The 20,755-nt window shown below is 43.1% G+C and carries 18 protein-coding genes; 7 read left to right on the top strand and 11 right to left on the bottom strand.

Annotated features, from left to right (window positions below; translation table 11 throughout):
* Positions 1 to 123: 123 nt before the first annotated feature.
* A complete protein-coding gene (gene msrAB, locus K941_RS0100695) occupies positions 124 to 1,809 on the bottom strand; it encodes a bifunctional peptide-methionine (S)-S-oxide reductase MsrA/peptide-methionine (R)-S-oxide reductase MsrB (protein WP_051225764.1) in 1,686 nt (561 codons plus the stop codon).
* A gap of 93 nt (positions 1,810 to 1,902) precedes the next feature.
* Positions 1,903 to 3,282 (bottom strand): adenosylhomocysteinase, encoded by a 1,380-nt coding sequence (gene ahcY / locus K941_RS0100690; protein ID WP_029102076.1) that lies wholly within the window; start codon positions 3,280 to 3,282, stop codon positions 1,903 to 1,905.
* 544 nt (positions 3,283 to 3,826) lie between these two features.
* Here ahcY and K941_RS14260 point away from each other — a divergent pair.
* Positions 3,827 to 5,500: a mechanosensitive ion channel family protein gene (locus tag K941_RS14260; protein ID WP_115341062.1), complete on the top strand. Its 1,674-nt coding sequence runs from the start codon at positions 3,827 to 3,829 to the stop codon at positions 5,498 to 5,500.
* 87 nt (positions 5,501 to 5,587) lie between these two features.
* Positions 5,588 to 6,880, top strand: coding sequence for a branched-chain amino acid transport system II carrier protein (gene brnQ / locus K941_RS0100680; protein WP_029102075.1), 1,293 nt, complete (start codon positions 5,588 to 5,590; stop codon positions 6,878 to 6,880).
* A 71-nt stretch (positions 6,881 to 6,951) separates the two neighbouring features.
* On the opposite strand, the gene K941_RS0100675 is transcribed toward brnQ, so the two are convergent.
* From K941_RS0100675 to K941_RS0100665, 3 genes are read right to left on the bottom strand one after another with little or no spacing between them, the layout of a single operon-like run.
* Complete coding sequence (locus tag K941_RS0100675; protein WP_029102074.1) at positions 6,952 to 7,455, bottom strand: hypothetical protein; 504 nt, start codon at positions 7,453 to 7,455, stop codon at positions 6,952 to 6,954.
* 5 nt (positions 7,456 to 7,460) lie between these two features.
* Positions 7,461 to 7,829, bottom strand: coding sequence for a hypothetical protein (locus K941_RS0100670; protein ID WP_029102073.1), 369 nt, complete (start codon positions 7,827 to 7,829; stop codon positions 7,461 to 7,463).
* Positions 7,826 to 8,113 carry a hypothetical protein gene (locus tag K941_RS0100665; protein ID WP_029102072.1) on the bottom strand — a complete coding sequence of 96 codons (288 nt, stop codon included), beginning with the start codon at positions 8,111 to 8,113 and terminating at the stop codon, positions 7,826 to 7,828. Before K941_RS0100665 ends, K941_RS0100670 begins: the two co-directional genes overlap by 4 nt.
* A 155-nt stretch (positions 8,114 to 8,268) precedes the next feature.
* Here K941_RS0100665 and K941_RS0100660 point away from each other — a divergent pair, with 155 nt between their 5' ends.
* The 4 genes from K941_RS0100660 (at position 8,269) to cysG (ending at position 13,020) form a co-directional block, all read left to right on the top strand.
* Positions 8,269 to 9,948: a nitrite/sulfite reductase gene (locus K941_RS0100660; RefSeq protein WP_029102071.1), complete on the top strand. Its 1,680-nt coding sequence runs from the start codon at positions 8,269 to 8,271 to the stop codon at positions 9,946 to 9,948.
* A 13-nt stretch (positions 9,949 to 9,961) separates the two neighbouring features.
* Positions 9,962 to 10,489, top strand: a complete 528-nt coding sequence (locus tag K941_RS0100655; RefSeq protein ID WP_167539575.1) for a DUF934 domain-containing protein — start codon at positions 9,962 to 9,964, stop codon at positions 10,487 to 10,489.
* A 221-nt stretch (positions 10,490 to 10,710) separates the two neighbouring features.
* Entirely contained in the window at positions 10,711 to 11,382 is a 672-nt protein-coding gene (locus K941_RS0100650) for a phosphoadenosine phosphosulfate reductase domain-containing protein (RefSeq protein WP_029102069.1), read from the top strand.
* Positions 11,383 to 11,652: 270 nt separating this feature from the next.
* The gene (gene cysG, locus K941_RS0100645; RefSeq protein WP_029102068.1) at positions 11,653 to 13,020 is read left to right on the top strand and encodes a siroheme synthase CysG; all 1,368 of its coding nucleotides are present in this window, start codon (positions 11,653 to 11,655) and stop codon (positions 13,018 to 13,020) included.
* Positions 13,021 to 13,099: 79 nt separating this feature from the next.
* Here cysG and secF read toward each other — a convergent pair whose 3' ends face one another.
* The 3 genes from secF to yajC form a co-directional block, all read right to left on the bottom strand.
* Positions 13,100 to 14,227 carry a protein translocase subunit SecF gene (gene secF / locus K941_RS0100640; RefSeq protein WP_029102067.1) on the bottom strand — a complete coding sequence of 376 codons (1,128 nt, stop codon included), beginning with the start codon at positions 14,225 to 14,227 and terminating at the stop codon, positions 13,100 to 13,102.
* Positions 14,228 to 14,236: 9 nt separating this feature from the next.
* Positions 14,237 to 16,111 carry a protein translocase subunit SecD gene (gene secD, locus K941_RS0100635; RefSeq protein ID WP_029102066.1) on the bottom strand — a complete coding sequence of 625 codons (1,875 nt, stop codon included), beginning with the start codon at positions 16,109 to 16,111 and terminating at the stop codon, positions 14,237 to 14,239.
* 179 nt (positions 16,112 to 16,290) lie between these two features.
* Entirely contained in the window at positions 16,291 to 16,608 is a 318-nt protein-coding gene (gene yajC, locus K941_RS0100630) for a preprotein translocase subunit YajC (RefSeq protein ID WP_029102065.1), read from the bottom strand.
* Positions 16,609 to 16,846: 238 nt separating this feature from the next.
* Between yajC and K941_RS0100625 the strand changes: the two genes are divergently transcribed.
* A complete protein-coding gene (locus K941_RS0100625; RefSeq protein WP_084137625.1) occupies positions 16,847 to 18,037 on the top strand; it encodes a CNNM domain-containing protein in 1,191 nt (396 codons plus the stop codon).
* 72 nt (positions 18,038 to 18,109) lie between these two features.
* Here the strand turns inward: K941_RS0100625 and K941_RS0100620 are convergent, their stop codons facing one another.
* The 3 genes from K941_RS0100620 to K941_RS14255 form a co-directional block, all read right to left on the bottom strand.
* Positions 18,110 to 18,679 (bottom strand): hypothetical protein, encoded by a 570-nt coding sequence (locus tag K941_RS0100620; protein ID WP_029102063.1) that lies wholly within the window; start codon positions 18,677 to 18,679, stop codon positions 18,110 to 18,112.
* A gap of 419 nt (positions 18,680 to 19,098) precedes the next feature.
* Complete coding sequence (locus K941_RS0100615; RefSeq protein ID WP_029102062.1) at positions 19,099 to 19,884, bottom strand: TraX family protein; 786 nt, start codon at positions 19,882 to 19,884, stop codon at positions 19,099 to 19,101.
* Positions 19,885 to 19,902: 18 nt separating this feature from the next.
* Positions 19,903 to 20,571 carry a FixH family protein gene (locus tag K941_RS14255; RefSeq protein WP_051225762.1) on the bottom strand — a complete coding sequence of 223 codons (669 nt, stop codon included), beginning with the start codon at positions 20,569 to 20,571 and terminating at the stop codon, positions 19,903 to 19,905.
* Positions 20,572 to 20,755: the final 184 nt, after the last annotated feature.

The following is a 20,755-nucleotide window of genomic DNA, read 5'->3' as shown; positions in this document are numbered from 1 at the left end:
ATACAAAAGGCACGCACGCCCTAATATTTGAATCGGAAAATGTAGGGTGGGTTATATCCATTTTAAATGCCAATAATGTCAATAGGTAAAATATAACCCAGCTCTACAATCTTTATACAAAATTTACGGTCTGGCAGGTAAAATAAGTGGTAATAAAGCTCCATAACCCTCTTTTTGCATCTGTGCTTTTGGTATGAATTTTAGTGCATTGCCATTGATACAATAACGCAAACCACCTCTGTCTTGCGGCCCATCAGTAAATACATGTCCCAAATGTGAATCCGCCACTCTTGAACGCACTTCTGTGCGAATCATATTATAACTGTCGTCTTTGTGTTCGGTGATGACCTCTGGGGTGATGGGTTTTGTAAAGCTTGGCCAACCACAGCGAGAATTGTATTTGTCGGTAGATAAAAATAAAGGTTCACCACTAACAACATCTACATACAGGCCGTCATCAAATAATTGGTCATAGTCATGACTAAATGCCCATTCTGTTTTTGCTTGTTGCGTGATGCGATATTGGGCATCGGTTAGGGTTTGTTTTAAATTGTCTTTATCAAAATTTTGATAGCGTGTTGGGTCTAATGCTTCATCAACGGTCTTTGCCTCAGCCAAAGTATTGGGGCTGTTTTTGGTGATTTTTTTATTGGCAAGACTTAAATCAACATGACAATAACCGTCAGGGTTTTTGGTAAGATAATCTTGATGGTAGTTTTCTGCCATGCTAAAATTGGATAACGGCAGGTTTTCAACGGCAATTTTTTGTTGGTACTTATCTTGTAAGGCGTTTAGTGCTTTATCAATGACCGCTTTATCTTGTGTATTGACGTAATAAATGCCCGTACGATACTGTATGCCACGGTCATTGCCTTGCTTGTTGATGCTGGTGGGGTCAATAATGCGAAAATAGTACTGTAATAATGTATCTAAATCCACTTTGTCAGCATCATATGTTACCTTGACGGTCTCGGCATGACCTGAACCTCTGATGACCTCCTCATAGCTTGGATTTGGTAGATTTGGACTGCCATTGGCATAGCCACTTACCGCATCCAAAACGCCGTCAATGCGTTCCATATAAGCCTCAACACCCCAAAAACAGCCCCCTGCCAAATAGATGGTGCTCACGTTAGCCGTATTGCCATTACTGTTGTAATAGTTGGTGTTTTGGCTGGGTCGGGTCATGGTGCTGTTTTGTGTTTTTAAGGCTTCTAGAGCATTAGGATTATCTGCCAAATAGTTCATTTGTTCTTGGCTTAGATTTCCCCTGTTAAGATACACAAGTTTACCGTGTTTGTCTAATATTACCCAACTTGGATAGACTTGTACGCCCAGCTGAGTGATGATTTTTGCTTCTGTGTCAATTAGTACAGGTAAGGTAGGATAGTCTGCTTGTAATACTTGATACCAATCTTTAAAGACCTGAGTGGGTTTTTCTCCAAGGTGATTTGGGCTGACAACAGTAACAATATTAAAGTCTGAAAATTTGGGGTCGTTGTGCCAGTCTTGTGTTTCTTGTAGTGTGCCTAGGCACAGAGGGCACCAACTTGCCCAGAATTTTACCAATGTGGGTTTATTTGGGTTGATGACATCTTTGCCTGTATCGCCCAATCCTGAGGTTATTTGAGGTAAGTTGTGCAGTTGCAATAACAGTTCATTGGGTAATACATCGCTGCTTTGGTGTAGTTCGGTTTGGTTGCCATGATGGTCACCGATGCCTTTGCCACAAGCGATGAGCGTAAAGATGCTTGTGGTGGCACTAAGTCCAAAAATGCCAATATTTTTGATGAATCGTTTGGAAAACATGCTTAATTTACTCCTGTTGTAATCTATTATCTAAATGGTGTCGCCGGCTGTTTTTATCAATGATGCACGTGCGACACCGTGCCTATGTTACGTTTAGTATTTATACTCATCTGCCTTAAAAGGACCGTTCACATCTACCCCCAGATAGTCCGCTTGTTCTTGGGTGAGTTTGGTGATAACCCCATTAAAGCCTGCGACCATGGCGGCGGCGACTTCTTCGTCCAGTTTTTTGGGTAGGACTTTAACATAAACCTTGCCTTGCTTGTCAGCACTTGGCAAGTCGGCAAATTTTTCTTTGTACAGATGGATTTGGGCAAGCACTTGGTTGGCAAATGAGCCGTCCATGATACGAGACGGATGACCTGTGGCGTTGCCTAGGTTGACAAGGCGACCTTCGGATAGCACGATAAGATAATCCGACTCATCATTTGAGCGATAGACTTGATGAACTTGTGGCTTGACTTCAACCCATTTCCAGTTTTTACGCATAAAGTCGGTGTCAATTTCGGTATCAAAATGCCCGATGTTGCACACCACGGCGGTGGATTTTAGAGCCTTTAACATCTCGGCGTTACACACGTGATAGTTGCCTGTGGTGGTAACGACAAGGTCGGTATCTTGGAGTAGTGTAGTATTAACTCCTTGATTTTGCTCACCACCCACAAATGGAGAAACAAGCTCATAGCCGTCCATACACGCTTGCATGGCACAAATAGGGTCAATCTCGCTCACACGCACAATCATGCCTTCTTGGCGTAGGCTTTGGGCAGAGCCTTTGCCTACGTCGCCATAACCAATCACCAACGCACGGCGACCAGACAACAGCATATCGGTGGCACGCTTGATGGCGTCATTGAGTGAATGGCGACAGCCGTATTTGTTGTCATTTTTGGATTTGGTAACAGCGTCATTGACGTTGATTGCAGGGACTTTTAGCTCGCCTTTGCCAAGCATTTCAATCAAACGGTGTACACCTGTTGTGGTTTCTTCGGAAATGCCGTGAATACTATCTAGCATTTGGGGGTATTTGTTGTGAATGAGTGCGGTCAAGTCGCCACCGTCATCTAGGATAAGGTTAGCATCCCACAGTTTGCCGTCTTTGTGGATTTGTTGTTCTAGGCACCATTCGTACTCTTCTTCGGTCTCGCCTTTCCATGCAAAGACAGGAATGCCAGCGGCGGCAATGGCGGCGGCGGCGTGGTCTTGGGTGCTAAAAATGTTACACGAAGTCCAGCGAACCTCCGCCCCGAGTGCCACAAGCGTTTCAATCAAGACAGCCGTTTGAATGGTCATGTGGATACAGCCCACAATCTTCGCCCCTGCTAGGGGCTTTTGGCTGGCGTAGCGTTTGCGAATGCCCATAAGAGCAGGCATTTCGGTTTCGGCAAGTTTAATCTCTTTGCGACCAAACTCGGCAAGGCTAATATCGGCGACTTTGTAGTCTTTAAATTCTTGGGCGGTAACTGTAGACACTGCGTCCACTCCTATATGATGAAAAATGAGAAAATAACGCAGATGTCGTTGTTTTATAATGATTAAAATATTTTAAAAATATAGTTAAGAAGTTTAGGGCAAATTGCAATTTGCTCCTACAATCTTATACAAATATAACCAAAGGGCTTGAAAATTACCACAATTTATGATGTGTGGATGTAGGGACGTGCTGAGCACGTCCTTTGACAATGCCAGTTTTATAGGCGTGCACAGCACGCCCCTACAAGCTGTGGCAAATATCAAGTTCGCTAGTATATTATTTAATTCACAATATTAAAACCATTAAACCAAGCCTGACTTAAAAAAGTTGCAACATCTCTTGGTGTGCTTATTATAGCCTAGTTGATAATAAATTTCAAAATAACAAAACAAATAATAAAACCCAGACCAAACAAATTTGCAATGTTTGTGTAAAACAGCCATTTTATTTCTGCAATATTTTTAAACTATAAATTGTGTTATAAAGGTTCAATATGTCATGGATTACATGATAAAATAACCGATTTTCAAAATCATATTCATCATGCCTACCGTGCTAACATCTGTATTTCGTCCGATAATTTTTATCAAATCCTTTGTCAAGTCCTGCCTTGTCATCGTCCTAGCGGTGTTGTCCCTTGCCGTGCCTGTGACGAGCTTTGCCAATACCGCCTTGACCGACACCGCCCCAAAGAGCGAGATGCCCATGCCCCAAGACAGCTTTGGGCGAGACACGCCACGAAGCACCATGCAAAACTTTGTCAAAGCCTTGTCGGATAAGGACATGGAGCTGACAGCAAAGTATTTGGATTCTGATTTTTTAAAAAAGCAAAAAACGCCTGATACAGTTATCCACGACCTAAAACTCGCCCTTGATAAAGGCGGACGGCTACTACCTGATTTGTCAATCAGCGACAAAAGCGAAGGCGATTTGGCGGACAGAATGCCAAGCAACCTAGAAAAAGTCGGTACGATTGATGTTGATGATGATAAAATAGACCTGCTACTTATCAGAAAAACCAACAAAGACAACGTGGTTTATTGGCAAATTTATAAAGAAACGCTGGATAACCTGCCCAAAGATTTGACCGAAAATCGCACCACGCTTGCCGATGCCTTTGGGCTGGATTTTTTTGGTGACAGACAGCTCTTGGGGCATAAAATCTCGGACGTGGTGTCGCTCATCATCTTGATTGCCATTGGCTTATCGCTTTTATGGGGTGGTCTGTGGGCAGGGTGGGGCGTGTTTGCCTTTTTATGCCCTAAGGTGCGTGGCAAGCCGTTTGGCATACCGTCCAAAGCCTTGTTGCCTTTGGCGGTGGTGATTTTGGCGTCCATGCTCCCTGAGATGATGGTACAAATGGCGGTGCCTGTTACGCTTCGCTCGGCGGTAACTCGGGGCATTGAAGTGGTGGCATGGCTCGCGACCGCTTGGCTTGGCTTGCGTGTCATTGATGCGGTGTTTATGCGTGCCGAAGACAACAGCCGAAAGCACAGACGGCTTGAACAGGTGTCTATTTTAAATCTGTTTCGGAAGGTTGCCAAAGCCTTTATGCTCATTTTGGCGGTTATCATCATTTTTGGCAATTTGGGCTTTGATTTGACGACAGGAATTGCCGCTTTGGGGGTGGGTGGTCTTGCCCTTGCATTCGGGGCTCAAAAAACCATTGAAAATCTCATCGGCTCGGTCATGGTGGTGGCGGACAGACCTGTGCGTGTGGGCGATTATTGTCGATTTGGGGCGATGGAAGGGACGGTGATTGACATTGGCATTCGTTCAAGCCGTATCCGTACGCTGTCTCGGACGATTGTAACCGTGCCAAATGGTGAATTTAGTGCCATGCAGATTGAGAACTATGACGCTCGGGATATGTTTTATTTTTACCATTTTTTGTACCTAAAACGCACGGCAAACCCCGATGAAATCGGTAGACTTGTCAATGACTTGCAGTTATTCTTAGAAAATCACGTCTATGTCAATAATGAGTGGACGCTGGTAAGGTTAAGCGAGCTACGCCAAGATGCCTTTGTCATTGAAATGCGGTGCTATCTTAATGCGTCCGATGTTACGGTGTTTTGGAAAAAACAAAGCGAGCTTTTGATTGATGTGTTAAATAAAGTGGCACGATATGACGTAGAACACGCCTTGCCCAGTCAAGAGATTAAGATTAAAAAGGAGGATGAGTTTGATGGGTTTGATGAATTGGCTAACCCATGAAAATTTATTATCAATGGAGCAAAAACCGTTCAATTTTTAAAAATATTGTTACAATGCCAATCTTTATAAAATGTGTCATAAACAATCATGAATAAGAATACGCTTGTAATCGGCTTTATGCTCTTTGCCTTTTTCTTTGGCTCGGGCAATTTGATTTTTCCGCCCAAATTGGGCTTTGAAAGCGGGCAATTTTTTATCTCTGCCATTTTGGGTTTTATTTTAACGGGCGTGGGCTTGCCGTTGGTGGGCTTGATGATTGGCTCAAAATATGACGGTGGTTATCAGTCCGCCCTTGCCAAGATTCATCCTTGGTTTTCGATAGCGTTGCTGTCGGCGATTTATTTGACCATTGCTCCGTTGTTTGTCATTCCACGCACAGGGGCGGTGGCGTATGAGATGGCGGTTGTGCCGTTTTTGGATACGCCAAATTGGGCAAGCTTGCTCATTTTTACCGTGATTTATTATGCCATATCGCTGTGGCTGTCTATCAATCCAAGTAAGCTTGTCGACCGTATCGGCTCGGTGCTAACGCCTGTTTTGCTTGTTACGGTGCTATCTCTGATTGTCATGTCTTTTGCCAAACTGGGCGGTAATCCTGCCAGCACTGCCACAGACGGCTATCAGGGCGAGGCGTTTTTTGTGGGGTTTTTGGAGGGGTATAATACCATGGACATGATTGCGTCCGTGGCGTTTTCGGTGATTGTAATGAATGCCATCAGCCAAAAAGTGGGTAAGGAGGCAAATCTGTTTGCCGAGACCACCAAGGCAGGACTCATTGCCACGTCTGCATTGGCGCTTATTTATCTGTCGCTTGGCTGGATTGGCAACCATTTGTCTCTATCGGCAGATGAGCTAACACAAGTGGCGGACAAAGGGCAAAACATTGGCACGTTTATTTTGAATAAATCGGCGGTGCTTGGCTTTGGCTCGGCAGGCGGGGTGGTGCTTGGGCTGATTGCGTCTTTGGCGTGTCTGACCACCACCGTGGGGCTGACCGTGTCGGCATCTGAATATTTCCATGAGACGTTTCCCAAAATTGGCGGTGTGAATTTATCCTATAAAGCCTACGTCATCATCTTTACCTTTATCGGTTTTGTGCTTGCCAATCAGGGTCTTGGTGCGGTGATTAGCAAATCCATTCCTGTGCTACTTGTGCTATATCCGATTACCATGACGGCGATGATTTTGCTTGGGCTAAATATCATAAGACCCTTACCTGTCTTTGCCAAGCGAGTCAGCCTTGGTTTGGTAACAGTTGTGTCGGTGCTATCGGTGGCGGGCGTGAATTTGCCTTTAAAAGAATATTCGATGGAGTGGCTACCTTTTGCCATTATCGGGCTGATTGTAGGACTTATTTTTGATAAGGTGATAAAAAAATAAAACGCACTCAAGGTTGTGAACCACACCCCAAATATTAGATAATTTTAGGGTGCTTCTTATTAAAGGCATTTCTATTGCCAAGCATGTGCTTGCAAAGCTTTTCTCGCCCACATCCTTTTGCCAATGCGATGAATTATCAAGGTTATCAGTAGCCCCCAAAAATAACTCATCACAAGATACATCATGCCCCCATGTCGCCATGCAATCGGCTCTACCTTATCATCAATGAGTTTATAATGATATTCTACGGGGTCGCCAAGACTGTCCGTCCATGTTGTTAATAAATAAGTTTGGTCGGGATTTTGATGAAGTTTAAGAGAATAACCATTTTGACTGCGGTAAGTGGTTGGGCTTTTACATAATTGGTAAGCGTTGGGCGTTTCTTCATACTCTTTTAGGATAACAAGTGGTAAAAGTTTGTCGTCTTTTATGGTTTTTGTGGCACAAATATTAAAATAGTCGCTCGGCTGTCTAAATGCAGGTTTGTTAAAGAGCGAGATAATCTGACTTGATGCTATCCATATTAAGACAAATAAGAAAAAGCGGACAATTTTGTATTGAAGTAATTTTTTCATAAAAGTTAAACGTTTAATTTATCTAAACTTGGCAAATAAAATGGTGGGTGTGTGCCAATATCTACAAGAATAATGACATCATCATAATAACAATAATGCAAAATATATTCACTGGTCAAATCGCCATTGGCTTGCTCTATATAATACGGTACGCCCAAATGATAATGCCAAAGACAATATTTTTGGGCGATTTTGGCATATTCTCGTTCTTTTCTGGTATGCGGATTTTGTGGTATTGATGATTTATTACGTCCTTTTAATCCTTGTATGCCGTGCGTATTAACATGGAACATAAAAGCAAAAATTGCTTGCTGAATGGATTTGTCAAAACTGGATAAATTTGCTTCTAGCCAATCAGATAATTGCACTTTCATACCGAAGTCCTTAACGCATCTCTTTCGGCTAACCATTTTTCAAAACTATCAAAATCCGCCAACGCCCATGTTGGCACAGACACACTATTTTTTAACGCTTCTTCTTTATTTTCAAGTCCCTTTAATCGCTCTTTCATCACATCAATATCAAACAGCATTGTCGGTTCGCTTGCCAATCTATTTTGAATGGCTTGTACAATATAATCATGCACGCTTACGCCTTGTTCATTAGCGTAGGCTTGAATGCTATGCTGTATTTGTGGGGGTAGGTCTAGGGTAATCATGGGCTGTCCTTTTAAATAAATATGCCAAATTATAACATTTTGTTGGGGCTAATGCACCCTATGCAAATTCCCCCTATCTATATGCCATTTTTGCATTACCCTTTTTGACGACTTTTTCTTACCATATCGCCATTAACAGCCAAACGGAACCAGCCATGTATCAATATTCCTATGCCGACCAAGCCCTTGTCAATGAACGTGTCGCCCAGTACCGCCGTCAGACCGAGCGGTATTTGGCAGGCGAGCTACCTGAAGATGAGTTTTTGCCCATTCGCCTACAAAACGGACTTTATATCCAACGCCACGCCCCCATGCTTCGTATCGCCATTCCCTACGGACTTTTGGCAAGCTATCAGATGCGAACGCTTGCCCGAATTGCTGACACTTATGATAAAGGCTATGGGCATTTTACCACTCGCACCAACATTCAATTTAACTGGGTCAAATTGCCCGAAGTCCCTGACATCTTACAGCTACTGGCGGACAACCAAATGCACGCCATTCAGACATCGGGCAACTGCATTCGCAATACCACGACCGACCCCTACGCTGGCATTCATGGCGATGAGATTGCCGACCCACGCCCCTACTGCGAGATTATCCGCCAATGGAGTACCTTTCACCCTGAGTTCGCCTATTTGCCACGCAAATTTAAAATTGCCGTCATTGGTACGACCGCCGACCGTGCCGCCACGCAGGTGCATGACATTGGACTTCATGTGGTACAAAAAAATGGCGAGATTGGTTTTGAGGTTATCGTTGGGGGCGGACTTGGGCGGACACCGATGATTGGTAAAGTCATTAACGAATTTTTGCCACGCCGTCATTTATTAAGTTATTTGGACGCTATTTTAAGGGTGTATAATTTAGAAGGACGGCGTGATAATAAATACAAAGCCCGTATTAAAATATTGGTTGAGAGCATGGGCAAAGATGAATTTGCCAAAAAAGTGGATACAGAATGGCGATATTCCAAAGACGGTGATTTGACATTGACCGATGAACATTTTAAAAAGGCAGAAAGTTATTTTAGCGAGCCTGATTATGAAAATATTGACCCATTAACGGCAAATGAAATTTTACAAAAAAATTTAAATTCCGATAAAGATTTTAAAAATTGGTATGAGCATAATACCGTCATTCACAAAATAAACGGTTATAAAGCGGTTGTAATTTCCTTAAAAGCAGGCGTGATAAATGACAAATATATTCCTGCTGGCGATTTGACAAGCCATCAGATGAATAAACTTGCTGATTTGGCGGATAAGTATTCCTTAGGCGAGATTCGTGCCACGCATCAGCAAAATTTGGTATTGGGCGATGTTAAAATCACCGACCTATATGACTTATATCACGCCCTAAAAGAGCTTCATTTGGCACGAGCCAATATTGGTACGCTTACTGATATGATTGTTTGCCCGGGTTTTGATTATTGTTCGCTTGCCAATGCCACCACGCACAATATCGCCCATCATATAGAAAATGCCTTTCATGACTTGGATTATTTATATGATTTGGGGCAAATTCGCCTAAATATGTCAGGCTGTATGAATGCCTGTGCTCATCATCATGTGGGCGATATTGGCATTTTGGGTGTGGACAAAAAAGGCGAGCATTGGTATCAGATTAGCTTGGGCGGAAGCTCAGGGGCGGACGCACGGCTTGGGCAGATATTGGGGCGAGCGGTATCGGCTGATGATGTGGCGGATACGATTTTGACCATTGCCAATGTCTATAAAAACAATCGCCAAGAGACGGCGGATGATATAGAGGCATTTGCCGATTATGTGCAACGAGCAGGTATTACCCCGTTTAAAGAAGCGGTTTATGGCTAAAAAGGATAAAAAGATGAAATTGATTGTATTCAAAAATGACGTAACAAGCCAAAACTTATCAGATGTAGTTTTATATACCCCCAATATGTCCGATGATGAAAAAATGGCATTATCACAAAGTATTGATTTGACAATAAGCAATACATTGACAAATTCAGAAAATGTTATAAATGCCATATTACCAAAGGATTATCAAGACAGCCATTTGGATTATCATTTGTTTTTAACAGCCGATGATAATGACAATAAATTGGCACAAAGTTTGGATATAAAAACCTTAAAAAATATCCTAATTTATGTCAAAGATTTTAAAGACGGGCGAGTATTTAGCTTAATCCGCCAACTCCGAAAAATCAATGACCACGTCATGATAATCGTGGGCGGTGCGTTTGGGCTTGACCAGTCCAGTTATTTTGTCAAATCAGGGGCAAATGGCTTTATTGTGAATGATGATAAAGTGGATACGCTGATATTAACCTTAAATGATTTAAAAACCGCCCAAAGCCGACAATCGGTCAATGCGTTACCAATGTTTCGGTAAATGTTAAATGTAGATGTGTAGGGGAGAATTGCAATTTGCCCAAATAAATTTCGCCATAGGATAAATGATTGATATCCTATGGTTTTTTATTTAAAAATTATTTTAAAAATAAATACAAAAATTTAATATGCCAAAACCGATTAACGATAGTAATTTTTATAAGATTACAAATAAAAAATTTCGTTTTATGATATACCTACCTTAGTTAATCGGAGCCTACCATGTCAAAAACCTTTGTGAATGAACAAAACCTTGACGACTATAATTCATCACTCACTGGCAAAACACCCCAAGAGATTGTCAAATGGGCGTTATCCATTGCCAAAAATCCCATTATTACCACCAATTTTCGCCCTTATGAAGCATCTATTTTGCATCTGGTATCAAGCATTCGCCCTGATATTACCGTGCTATTTGTGGATAGTGGCTATAATACGGTGCAAACTTATAAACACGCCCAAAAACTTATTAAAGAATTAAATCTAAATGTCGTTACTTATATCCCTGCCCAAACTCGTGCCTTTCGTGATGTGGCATTAGCGGACGTTACCATAAACGGCATTCCTGATGTGGATAGCGAATATCATGGAAAATTTACCGAACAGGTCAAATTAGAACCCTTTCGCCGTGCATTGGCGGAGTTAAATCCTGATGTATGGTTTAATGCCATTCGTAAAGACCAAACCGAATTTCGTACAGCATTGGACGTATTAAGCCTATCCAAAGACGGTGTATTAAAAGTTGCCCCACTATTTTATAAATCGGCCGATGAATTAAATCAATATCAAGCAGATAATGGACTGCCGACCATTGATGAATATGGCGAAGATGATTATTTTGACCCAACAAAAGCATTGGCACATAGAGAATGCGGATTACATACACAATTATAAAAAATTAAGTTTAAATAATTGTAGGAAATTATTTATAACCCATATATACCCAAGAAACTTTAAAATTACAAATGCAATGATGTTTGGATGTAGGGGCGTGCTGTGCACGCCTTGTCCTTGTATAGTAATATCATCAAAGGGTGTGCTCAGCACACCCCTACAAACCCGTGGTAAATATCAAGTTTTAAAATAAAAGGGCATGTTCAACACGCCCCTACAATCCGTAAATAAAATTTATCTCATTATTTATCATTTAGCCAAAAAGCCACTATGAACACCTTGCCTTTATTTTTTAATCTAAATCAAAAAAGCGTACTCATCATTGGGGGCGGAGATGTCGCCCAAAGAAAAGCCACGTTATTAACCAATGCAGGGGCAAGATTGGTTGTGCTTGCCAAACATTTTGATAAAGAATTTAAAGAATTTTTAACTCATTATAATCATATCATCATTCAAAAATCCTATGAAAAACAGGATTTAATTGATATAAAAAATCATCATGATATTGCATTGGTTATTTGTGCGACCGATGATAATGACTTAAATAAAAATGTTTATGAAAACGCCAAAGAAATTGGGCTGTTTATTAACGTCGTGGATACGCCAGAATTATGTGATTTTATCTTTCCTGCGATTGTGGATAGAGACCCGATTACCATTGGCATTTCATCAAATGGCAAAGCCCCTGTACTGGCTCGCCTTATCCGTGCCAAAATAGAAAGCAGTTTGCCAAGTAATATCGGCGACATTGCCAAAAAAGCAGGTGAATTTAGAAATACGGTAAAATCGGCATTAAGCACAATTAATCAAAGACGGCATTTTTGGGAAAAGATTTTTACAAATGCTTTAAATGACAAATCCATAAAAAATTTGTCCGATGAATTAAATGATTTTATCAAAAATGACAATAAAACCACAGGCGAATTGTATATCGTGGGAGCGGGGGCAGGCGACCCTGATTTATTGACCTTTAAGGCGTTGCGACTTATGCAACAGGCGGACGTGGTGCTGTATGATGCCCTTGTTTCGCCTGCCATTGTGGAGTTGTGTCGGCGTGATAGCGACAAGATTTTTGTTGGCAAAAAACGTAGTCATCACACCAAAACCCAAGATGAGATTAACGAGCTTATCGTGCAGTACGCCAAGTGTGGCAAACGTGTGTTGCGCCTAAAAGGGGGCGACCCGTTTGTGTTTGGGCGTGGGGGCGAGGAGATGCTGGCGTGCCGTACTGCTGGCGTGCCATATCAAGTCGTGGCAGGGATTACAGCAAGCCTTGCAGGGGCGAGTGGGGCGGGCATACCGCTTACGCATAGGGGGCTTGCGACCAGTGTGCGGTTTTTGACGGCATGCTATCAGGACAGCGAGTTTGATGGTCTAAAAAGTGTGTATCACAAGGACGAGACACTGGTGTTTTATATGGGTTTGCATGCCCTTGATAAAGTCGTGGCAAACCTTGCCAAAAGCGGACTTAGCACGGATATGCCCATTGCGATTATCTCAAATGCCAGTTTGCCAAATCAAAAAGTGCTGACAGGCGTTCTTTCAAATATCGTTCAAAAACAAGCAGTTGCCAATCTGCCCGCCCCTGCGATTATCGTGGTGGGGAATGTGGTGGGGGTTTATGAGCATGGGGGTTAGATTACGGGAATAAACTTTGAAATTATTTTCCCCAAAAACAAAACCGCCCAAATCAGTTGAGCGGTTTGTTAACTTGCAATCAATCTTGGGCGTTTTGGAGTTTGGGGTCAGCAAAAACCACTACTTCTTCTTCAAATTCAGGCTTGACACGCACCACAAAGTCTTCACGAGACAGTCCCATGCGTAAAGGAATGGAGCTGGCAACATAGATAGATGAATACGTTCCTGCAATGGTGCCGATAAACTGGGCCAAAGCAAACCAAAATAACCCTTCACCACCCAAAAACAGCAAGGCAAGCACGACCACAAAGACTGTACCAGAAGTCATAAAAGTACGGCGTAAGGTCTCGGTTAAAGATAAGTCAATGACTTGACGGGGTAGTAGTCCACGCACACGGCGAAAATTCTCACGGATACGGTCATAGACCACGATGGTATCGTTTACCGAATAACCAATCAATGCCAATACAGAGGCAAGCACGGTCAAGTCAAACGGCCAACCAAAGATGGCAAAGAGTCCACACACCACAATCACGTCATGAAACAGAGCGAGCGTTGCCCCCACTGCCAATTTAAACTGAAAGCGAATGGAGATGTACACCATCATTAGGATAAGTGCCAGTCCTAACGCCATGAGCGACTGTGTATAAACTTCATTGCCCACTTGACTGCCGATGATGTTGACGTTGTCCACTTTGGCAGGGTTGGCAGGCAGGTTTAGAGCGTCACTAAGGGCGTTGCTTAGACCTTCGGGGTCTTTATTCTCTTGGGGTGGCAGGCGAATGAGTAGCTCTTGACGGGTACCGAGATATTGTACGACCGCATCATTAAAGCCTTTGTCAGCTAGGGCAGAAGCAACCTGTGCTTGCTCGACAGGCTGACTGTATGCCACATCAGCAGAGATACCGCCTGTGAAGTCTAGTCCTAGATTTAGCCCTTTGGTGGTGATGGCAACCAGACTGGCAATTACCAAGATGGCAGAGAGTACCACCATGGGGATTTCTAATTTCATAAACGGGATAATGCGTTTATTGCCCAGCAGTTTGACCCCGCCTTCTTTTTCGGCAAACTCATCGGTTGGGGCGATGATGGCTTGATTGTCAAGACTGGCATTAGCAGAGGCATTACTGCCCTTACCATCACGGCGTGGGGCACGACGACGGCGAGTCTCACCGGTGGTGTTAAGATTGTCGTTATTGTCTGTCATCTTCTACTCCTAGCCGATACTGATTTTGGTGAGATTTTTGCGATTGCCATACCATAACTGCATCAGGGCACGAGTGACGATGATGGCGGTAAATAGCGAGGTGATGATACCAATCGCAAGCGTGATGGCAAAGCCCTTGACAGGACCTGTACCGATGGCAAACAAGATAAAGGCAACAAGCAATGTTGTGATGTTACCATCAAAGATAGAGCTAAATGCACGGTCAAAGCCTGCAACAATGGCGGATTTGGGTCTGGATCCATTGGCAAGTTCTTCACGAATCCGCTCAAAAATCAATACGTTGGCATCGACCGCCATGCCCATGGTTAGCACGACCCCAGCGATACCAGGCAGGGTTAGCGATGAGCCGATGATGGACATTACCGCCGCTAGCATGATGATGTTAAAGGCAAGGGCAATGTTGGCAATTACACCGCAAGCACGATAGAACACAATCATCCATAAGAACACAAGCAAATAGCCGATTTTGGACGCACTAAGACCTTTATCAATGTTATCTTGACCCAGTGATGGACCGATGGTACGCTCTTCGACAAAGTACATCGGTGCTGCCAGTGCCCCAGAGCGAAGCAGTAGGGCAAGCTCGCCAGCTTCGGCAGGGCTGTCTAGTCCTGTGATGACAAAGGATGAGCCTAATACTGCCTGAATGGTGGCTTGGTTGATGACCCGAGTCTCACTATATGGCTGACGCACTTCTTTGGTCTCGCCCGTGGTGGGGTCAGTCTCATAGCCGACACGTTGTTTGTTTTCGATAAATAGCACCGCCATCTGTTTGCCCACACTGGTGCGAGTGGCGTTTTGCATGAGACGACCACCTGCTGTGTCTAGGGTGATGGATACCTGTGGGCGACCATTTTCATCAACACCAGCTTGGGCATTTTGGACTTTGTCGCCTGTCACGATGGCTTGGCGGTCAAGTAAGACGGGTGGACCATCAAGTGTACCAAAAGGGAAGGCTTCGGTACCAGCAGGGGCGATACCACCTGTGAAGTTATGAGCGTTTTCACTAACCATGCGAAACTCTAAGTTTGCCGTACGACCCAGTACACGCTTGGCTTCGGCGGTGTCCTGCACACCAGGTAGTTCCACAACGATACGGTTGGTGCCTTGCGACTGTACCAGTGCTTCTGCCACGCCAAGCTCATTGATACGGTTACGCAAGGTGGTCAAGTTCTGACCAACAGCATACTCGTTGATTTGGTTTAGGGCTTGTTCGGTATAAGTGAGTTCTAGCACTGCCCCGTCATTACTGGCAAGGGGTCTTAGCGTGAAGTCCATCATGATCCCTTGTAGGGCACTTTGGGCTTGGTTGCGTTCATTGTCGCTGTTAAAGGTCAGTACCATGCCATCTTTGGTGGTTCTTAGGCTTTTGACAGCGATTTTGGCGGTGCGTAGATTGCGACGCACGTCTTGGCTGGCAACCGTTAGGCGTTGTTCTAACGCTTTATCCATGTCCACTTCTAGGACGAACCGCACGCCCCCACGTAAGTCCAGACCCAGCTTCATCGGCTTTGCTCCGATATTTTTTAGCCATTCGGGTGTGGTCTGAGCAAGGTTTAGTGCCACAACGTAGTTTTCACCTAGGTTTTGGCGGAGGGTCTCTTGGGCTTTGAGCTGGTCTTCGGCGGTATTTAGGCGAATCAAGGCACTGTTATTGGCAAAGCTACCATCATGATGTGCCAAACCTGCCTTATCAAGCAGAGCCTGTGACTGTACCAACACGTCAGATGTCAGTTCAGTACCAGCACTGGCACCTGTGATTTGTACCGCAGGTTCGTCAGGGTAGAGATTGGGTAGGGCGTACAAGCCAGCAACGACCAGCACCACAGCGATGAGTATGTATTTCCAAGCAGGGTAATGCATAAGGACTTCTTTAAAAGGTTGATGATGTGGGTTTAATTTATTTTAAAAAATAATTATCATTAAACCCTTTAATAATTGACAATAATTTAAGTGTTAAATCATTGTTTGGTCTTGTTAAAATAGGGCTTATCCTTTTGCCCGATGTATTTATTTAAAATGCGTCTTTAACAGTACCGAATTTAGATATTTTCAATCGTGCCTTTAGGCAATACGCTAATCACGGACGCACGTTGGATTTTGACATCGGTGTTGTTGTTTAGGGCGATGACCGCATAGTCGCCATCAACTTTTTTGACACGACCGACCAGACCGCCAGCAAATACCACTTCATTATCCACCGCTAACGCATTGACCATGGCACGGTGTTCTTTGGCACGCTTGGACTGGGGGCGAATGATGAGAAAATAAAAAATGGCAAAAATGGCAACCATCGGTAATAATTGCAAAAAGGCATTGGGCTGAGCAGGGGCAGTGGTTGCCAAAATAGAAAGTAGCATGAGTGTTCCTAAATTTCCAAAACGAAAAATAACGCATATCATACCATAAAACAAACACAATTTATAAAATTTTACATAAGTCTTTGAAAAATTTTATAAATTTCCCCAAAAATATCGTCCTGCTCCCAATCCCAACCACGTTCATCATCATAAAATTGTCCACTTTATCCTAAAATACTTGCAGTTGTCATCATTTTGGCTTAATATTAGCGCTTAATTTAAGCCACTCATTTTTTATATGCCCCGACCGCGATTTTTCCTTATTGTTATCTCTTTATTAGCCATCACACCCATCACTGTCCTTGCTGCCACAGGCGAGAGTGTGGGACAGGCGGGTAGCACCAATGTTATTTTGCTTATCTTTTATGTGGCGTTGTCGCTGATTGTTTCCTTTATTTGTTCTATTTCAGAAGCAACTCTTCTGACAATGACCCCAAGCTATATCGACACGCTAAGAGATGACAGCCCTAAAACTGCCGACTTGCTCAACGAAGTCAAAGTTAAAAACATCGAAAAATCCATCTCATCAATTCTCACGCTCAACACCATCGCCAATACCTTAGGCTCGCTTGGGGCAGGTTCGCAGGCGACCATCGTGTTTGGTAGTGCGTGGTTTGGGGTGTTTAGTGGCGTGATGACATTGGCGGTACTTATGGGTAGCGAGATTATCCCAAAGACGCTGGGGGCGACTTATTGGCGACGTTTTGCTGTGCCAGTGGCGTACTATGTCAAAGGTATTAGTATTTTGCTGTTTCCCATCGTGTGGGTTGCCGAAAAAGTCTCTCGCCTACTCACTCGGGGCAACAACGAGAGCGGGTTTAACCGTCATGAATTCATCGCCCTTGCCAATCAAGGTGAGGTATCAGGACAGATGAGCGAGCTTGAGACACGCATCATCAAAAATTCGTTGGCTCTGAGCATGATTCATGTGGAGAGTATTGTTACGCCACGCTCGGTGATGATTGCCTTTGATGAGAATATGACGGTGGGCGATGTATTTGCTGTTCATGCCAAATTGCCATTTTCACGTTTTCCCATTTTTGATGAAGACCTAGATAATGCCACAGGTTTTGTGCTAAAAAGCGACCTGTTCATTGCCAAAGCCAACCAAGAGATTCACACACCCATCAAAGCCTTTAAACGAGACATTACTTTTGTTTTTGCCAAGATGAAGCTGTTTGATGTGCTTGATTTGATGTTAAAAGAGCGACTGCATATCGCCCTTGTTGTGGGGGAGTTTGGCGAAGTTAAGGGTATTGTAAGCTTAGAAGATGTCCTTGAAACCTTGCTCGGGCTTGAAATTGTTGATGAGATTGACCGTGTTGATGACATGCAAGCCCTTGCCCGTCAGCTCATGGACAGACGCATGAGCAGGCTAGGCACGACCGTTGCTGATGACAAAAATGTGGATAATGTGTCAAATGGATGATAATTTGCAAATCAAAGACTAGGCGTGGCTTACGCCTTACGCCTTACGCCTTACGCCTTTTTCTTTTTTGGATTAATTAACATAAAGATATATAAATTCTTCATCACTGCCTGCTAATTCAATAATTACACCATAATAGTTAAAATAAACAGAATAACCATACCATCCTTTTTCTATGGTTTCTTTTTTGGCGACTTTTGCGTGATAATCTTGAACCAACTTGTCAATGATGATCTCCGACATTTGTGGGTCATCAGTTGCCATGTTTAGGACATTAATGAGTTCATCTTTCTCATCTTTGGATAAGGTGGTAGATGTTGATTGGATAGAAGAAAACCTTGGATTGAAGTCATAATGGACTTTGGTGAAAACATTATCTTTCATGGTAAAATAATAGGGATGTATAACTCTACAACCAAAAACATCATCATCCATATAGCACTCGTACTTACCACTGTTTTTGATGTCTATAAAGCCATATTTTTCCAATCTCTCTAAGGCGACTTTTTTGGAGCTGATAAATAAGCGATGTGTATTTCTAACTTTTTCTGCTTCTGATACGGGCGGGGCAATGGTTAGTGCAAATGCAGGCAGAGAGCTAAGCAAAACAGCAGATAATACACAGCGGGTGAGATTTTTCATAAAAGTTCCTTGGGGTGATGATGTGCATATATCACCCTAATTTTAAGTTAAAATGGTGGTTTATTGGTTATTGGGTGGCTTGATTGTGGGGGTAAATTGCAATCGTCCTTGGTGAATCAATGACTTGTATAGGGCGTGCCTGCCTTTGGTATTTGCAATGAAAATCACGAAAAATCGCACGTTTTTCAAGGAAAAAACTTGAGGCTGTGAGTCTTCTATCAGACAAATTTTTGACTTCAAGCCACAAGATTTAGCCATTTTTCATGCAAAAAATTAATTTAAAATGTTAGGTTTTTAACTTATTGTATAAAAATGTTATCAATGGTAGGCACGCCCTAAAAGAGTAGAGTAATTTTTATTCTTTTAAATGTTATAAATTAAAAGCATAATCTTTGAGTTGTGTTTTTTGGATCAATAATTTATTTAACATAATCCAAAAGCAAATATTCCACCACAGCAATGACTAATAAATGCACAGGATAAAACCAATAAAACAGATAGCGACCGCCAAAGTCAGAGCCTTTTTGTCCATTAAAACCATAGATGATAAGGGCGGTCAATATCATGCCAAAGTGCATATAACCAAGCCCCACGGTGGTGTTAAAGCCATAGATGAGCACATAGATGATGGGCAAGGATAAGAGATAAGCGATGATAAGGTAGTTGGGTTTATTTTTATAAAAATAATCAAACAATAACGTCATATAAATCATGGCAAAACCATAATCACACAGACTGATGATGGGATAGAGCAGGGTGATAAGGATTGCCTTTTCCCAAAGGTGAAAAGATTTATGGTGCCGAATTATCAAAGCGGTGAGTGATAAAAACAGTGAAAACAGCACGTTACCGCCTATAAAAGGGGTCAGTACCGCCCAATCATCAAAATAAACCCCTTGCCAAAGCAGGGCAGTATGAGCAATGCCAATATTAAACAACCAAAAGGGCAGTTGTGAGATAAGGGCAAACAGCCCCAACCGTTTGGCATAGCCCTTGATGTCATGCGTATGATAAAACCCGACCACGAGCAAATAACACATGAGTGGAGCAACCGCCCGCCCCACAAAGTGTAGCATCTCTGATGAATGCGTATCATAATCCAAAAACCGCCATGCCACATGGTCGGCGGTCATGAGTAGCATGGCAAGCCATTTGATATGAAAAGCGGTCAATGGTTGATGAGTTTGACGGCTTATATTGGTCATCTTGGGTTTGTTGATGAGTTATTGTGCCAATGGTGGTATGGTGTCGGGGGTGTGCTGTTGGTGGCGTTTGTCTCGTTGGTCGGGCAGGGCTTGACGCTCATCATCAAAGGCGGTCAAAGGCAAAAACGCCACGTTTTGGGCGGGCAGTTTTTGGCTGTGGGTCAGTCGCCATGAACCAGCTTCTATCTCGGCAGTACTGTGGTCATCATTGCTGATGTCAAGATAGTATTTGGCAGGCAGGGGGTCAAGGGTGAATTTGCCGGTATATAGATTGTCGCTTTGGTAGGTCAGCACAAAATCACGGTCTTTGGCTTTGTCGGTGGCGTGTGAGACTTTGACATTGAGCGTGGCAGGATAGCTCATGGCTTGGGCGGATTTTAGCTCAAATCGCACGGCATAATCATCGGGCGTGCCGTCTAATCGCATGATTCCTGATAAGCCCAAATCATGGGCGAGCTTATCTTTGGAGGCATCTTGATAGAGGCTTTTGCCATCCATGTACCAATCATCACGCACGGGCGAGTCTTTGATTTTAAAGGCGTGCACGACAAAGAAAACGCAAGAAATTACCACAATGAGTGGCAGTCCGATGACAAACACGATGACCATGTAGTTTTTATGCCAAACATTGGCATTGATGTTGGCAGTGGTTTGGGGGGCATTGGGGGTTGGGGTGGTCGCTGACATGATGACATGTGGATAAAATTTGGCTTATTGTAGCATTTTTTGTCCAAAAAAGCCAAAATTTCCATGCAAAAACAGCATTTTGTTTCTAACATATTTCTATAATGCAAATTGCACCACAAGCGTTCAATGTTTCCCAATAATTTAAAAAATATCAGTAAAGCATTGGCATAATTAGGGTAGAATC

This window comes from Moraxella caprae DSM 19149 (assembly GCF_000426885.1).
Classification (GTDB): Bacteria; Pseudomonadota; Gammaproteobacteria; order Pseudomonadales; family Moraxellaceae; genus Moraxella; species Moraxella caprae.
Note: the sequence above shows the minus strand (reverse complement) of the source record. Positions and strands in the feature narration are given on the sequence as shown.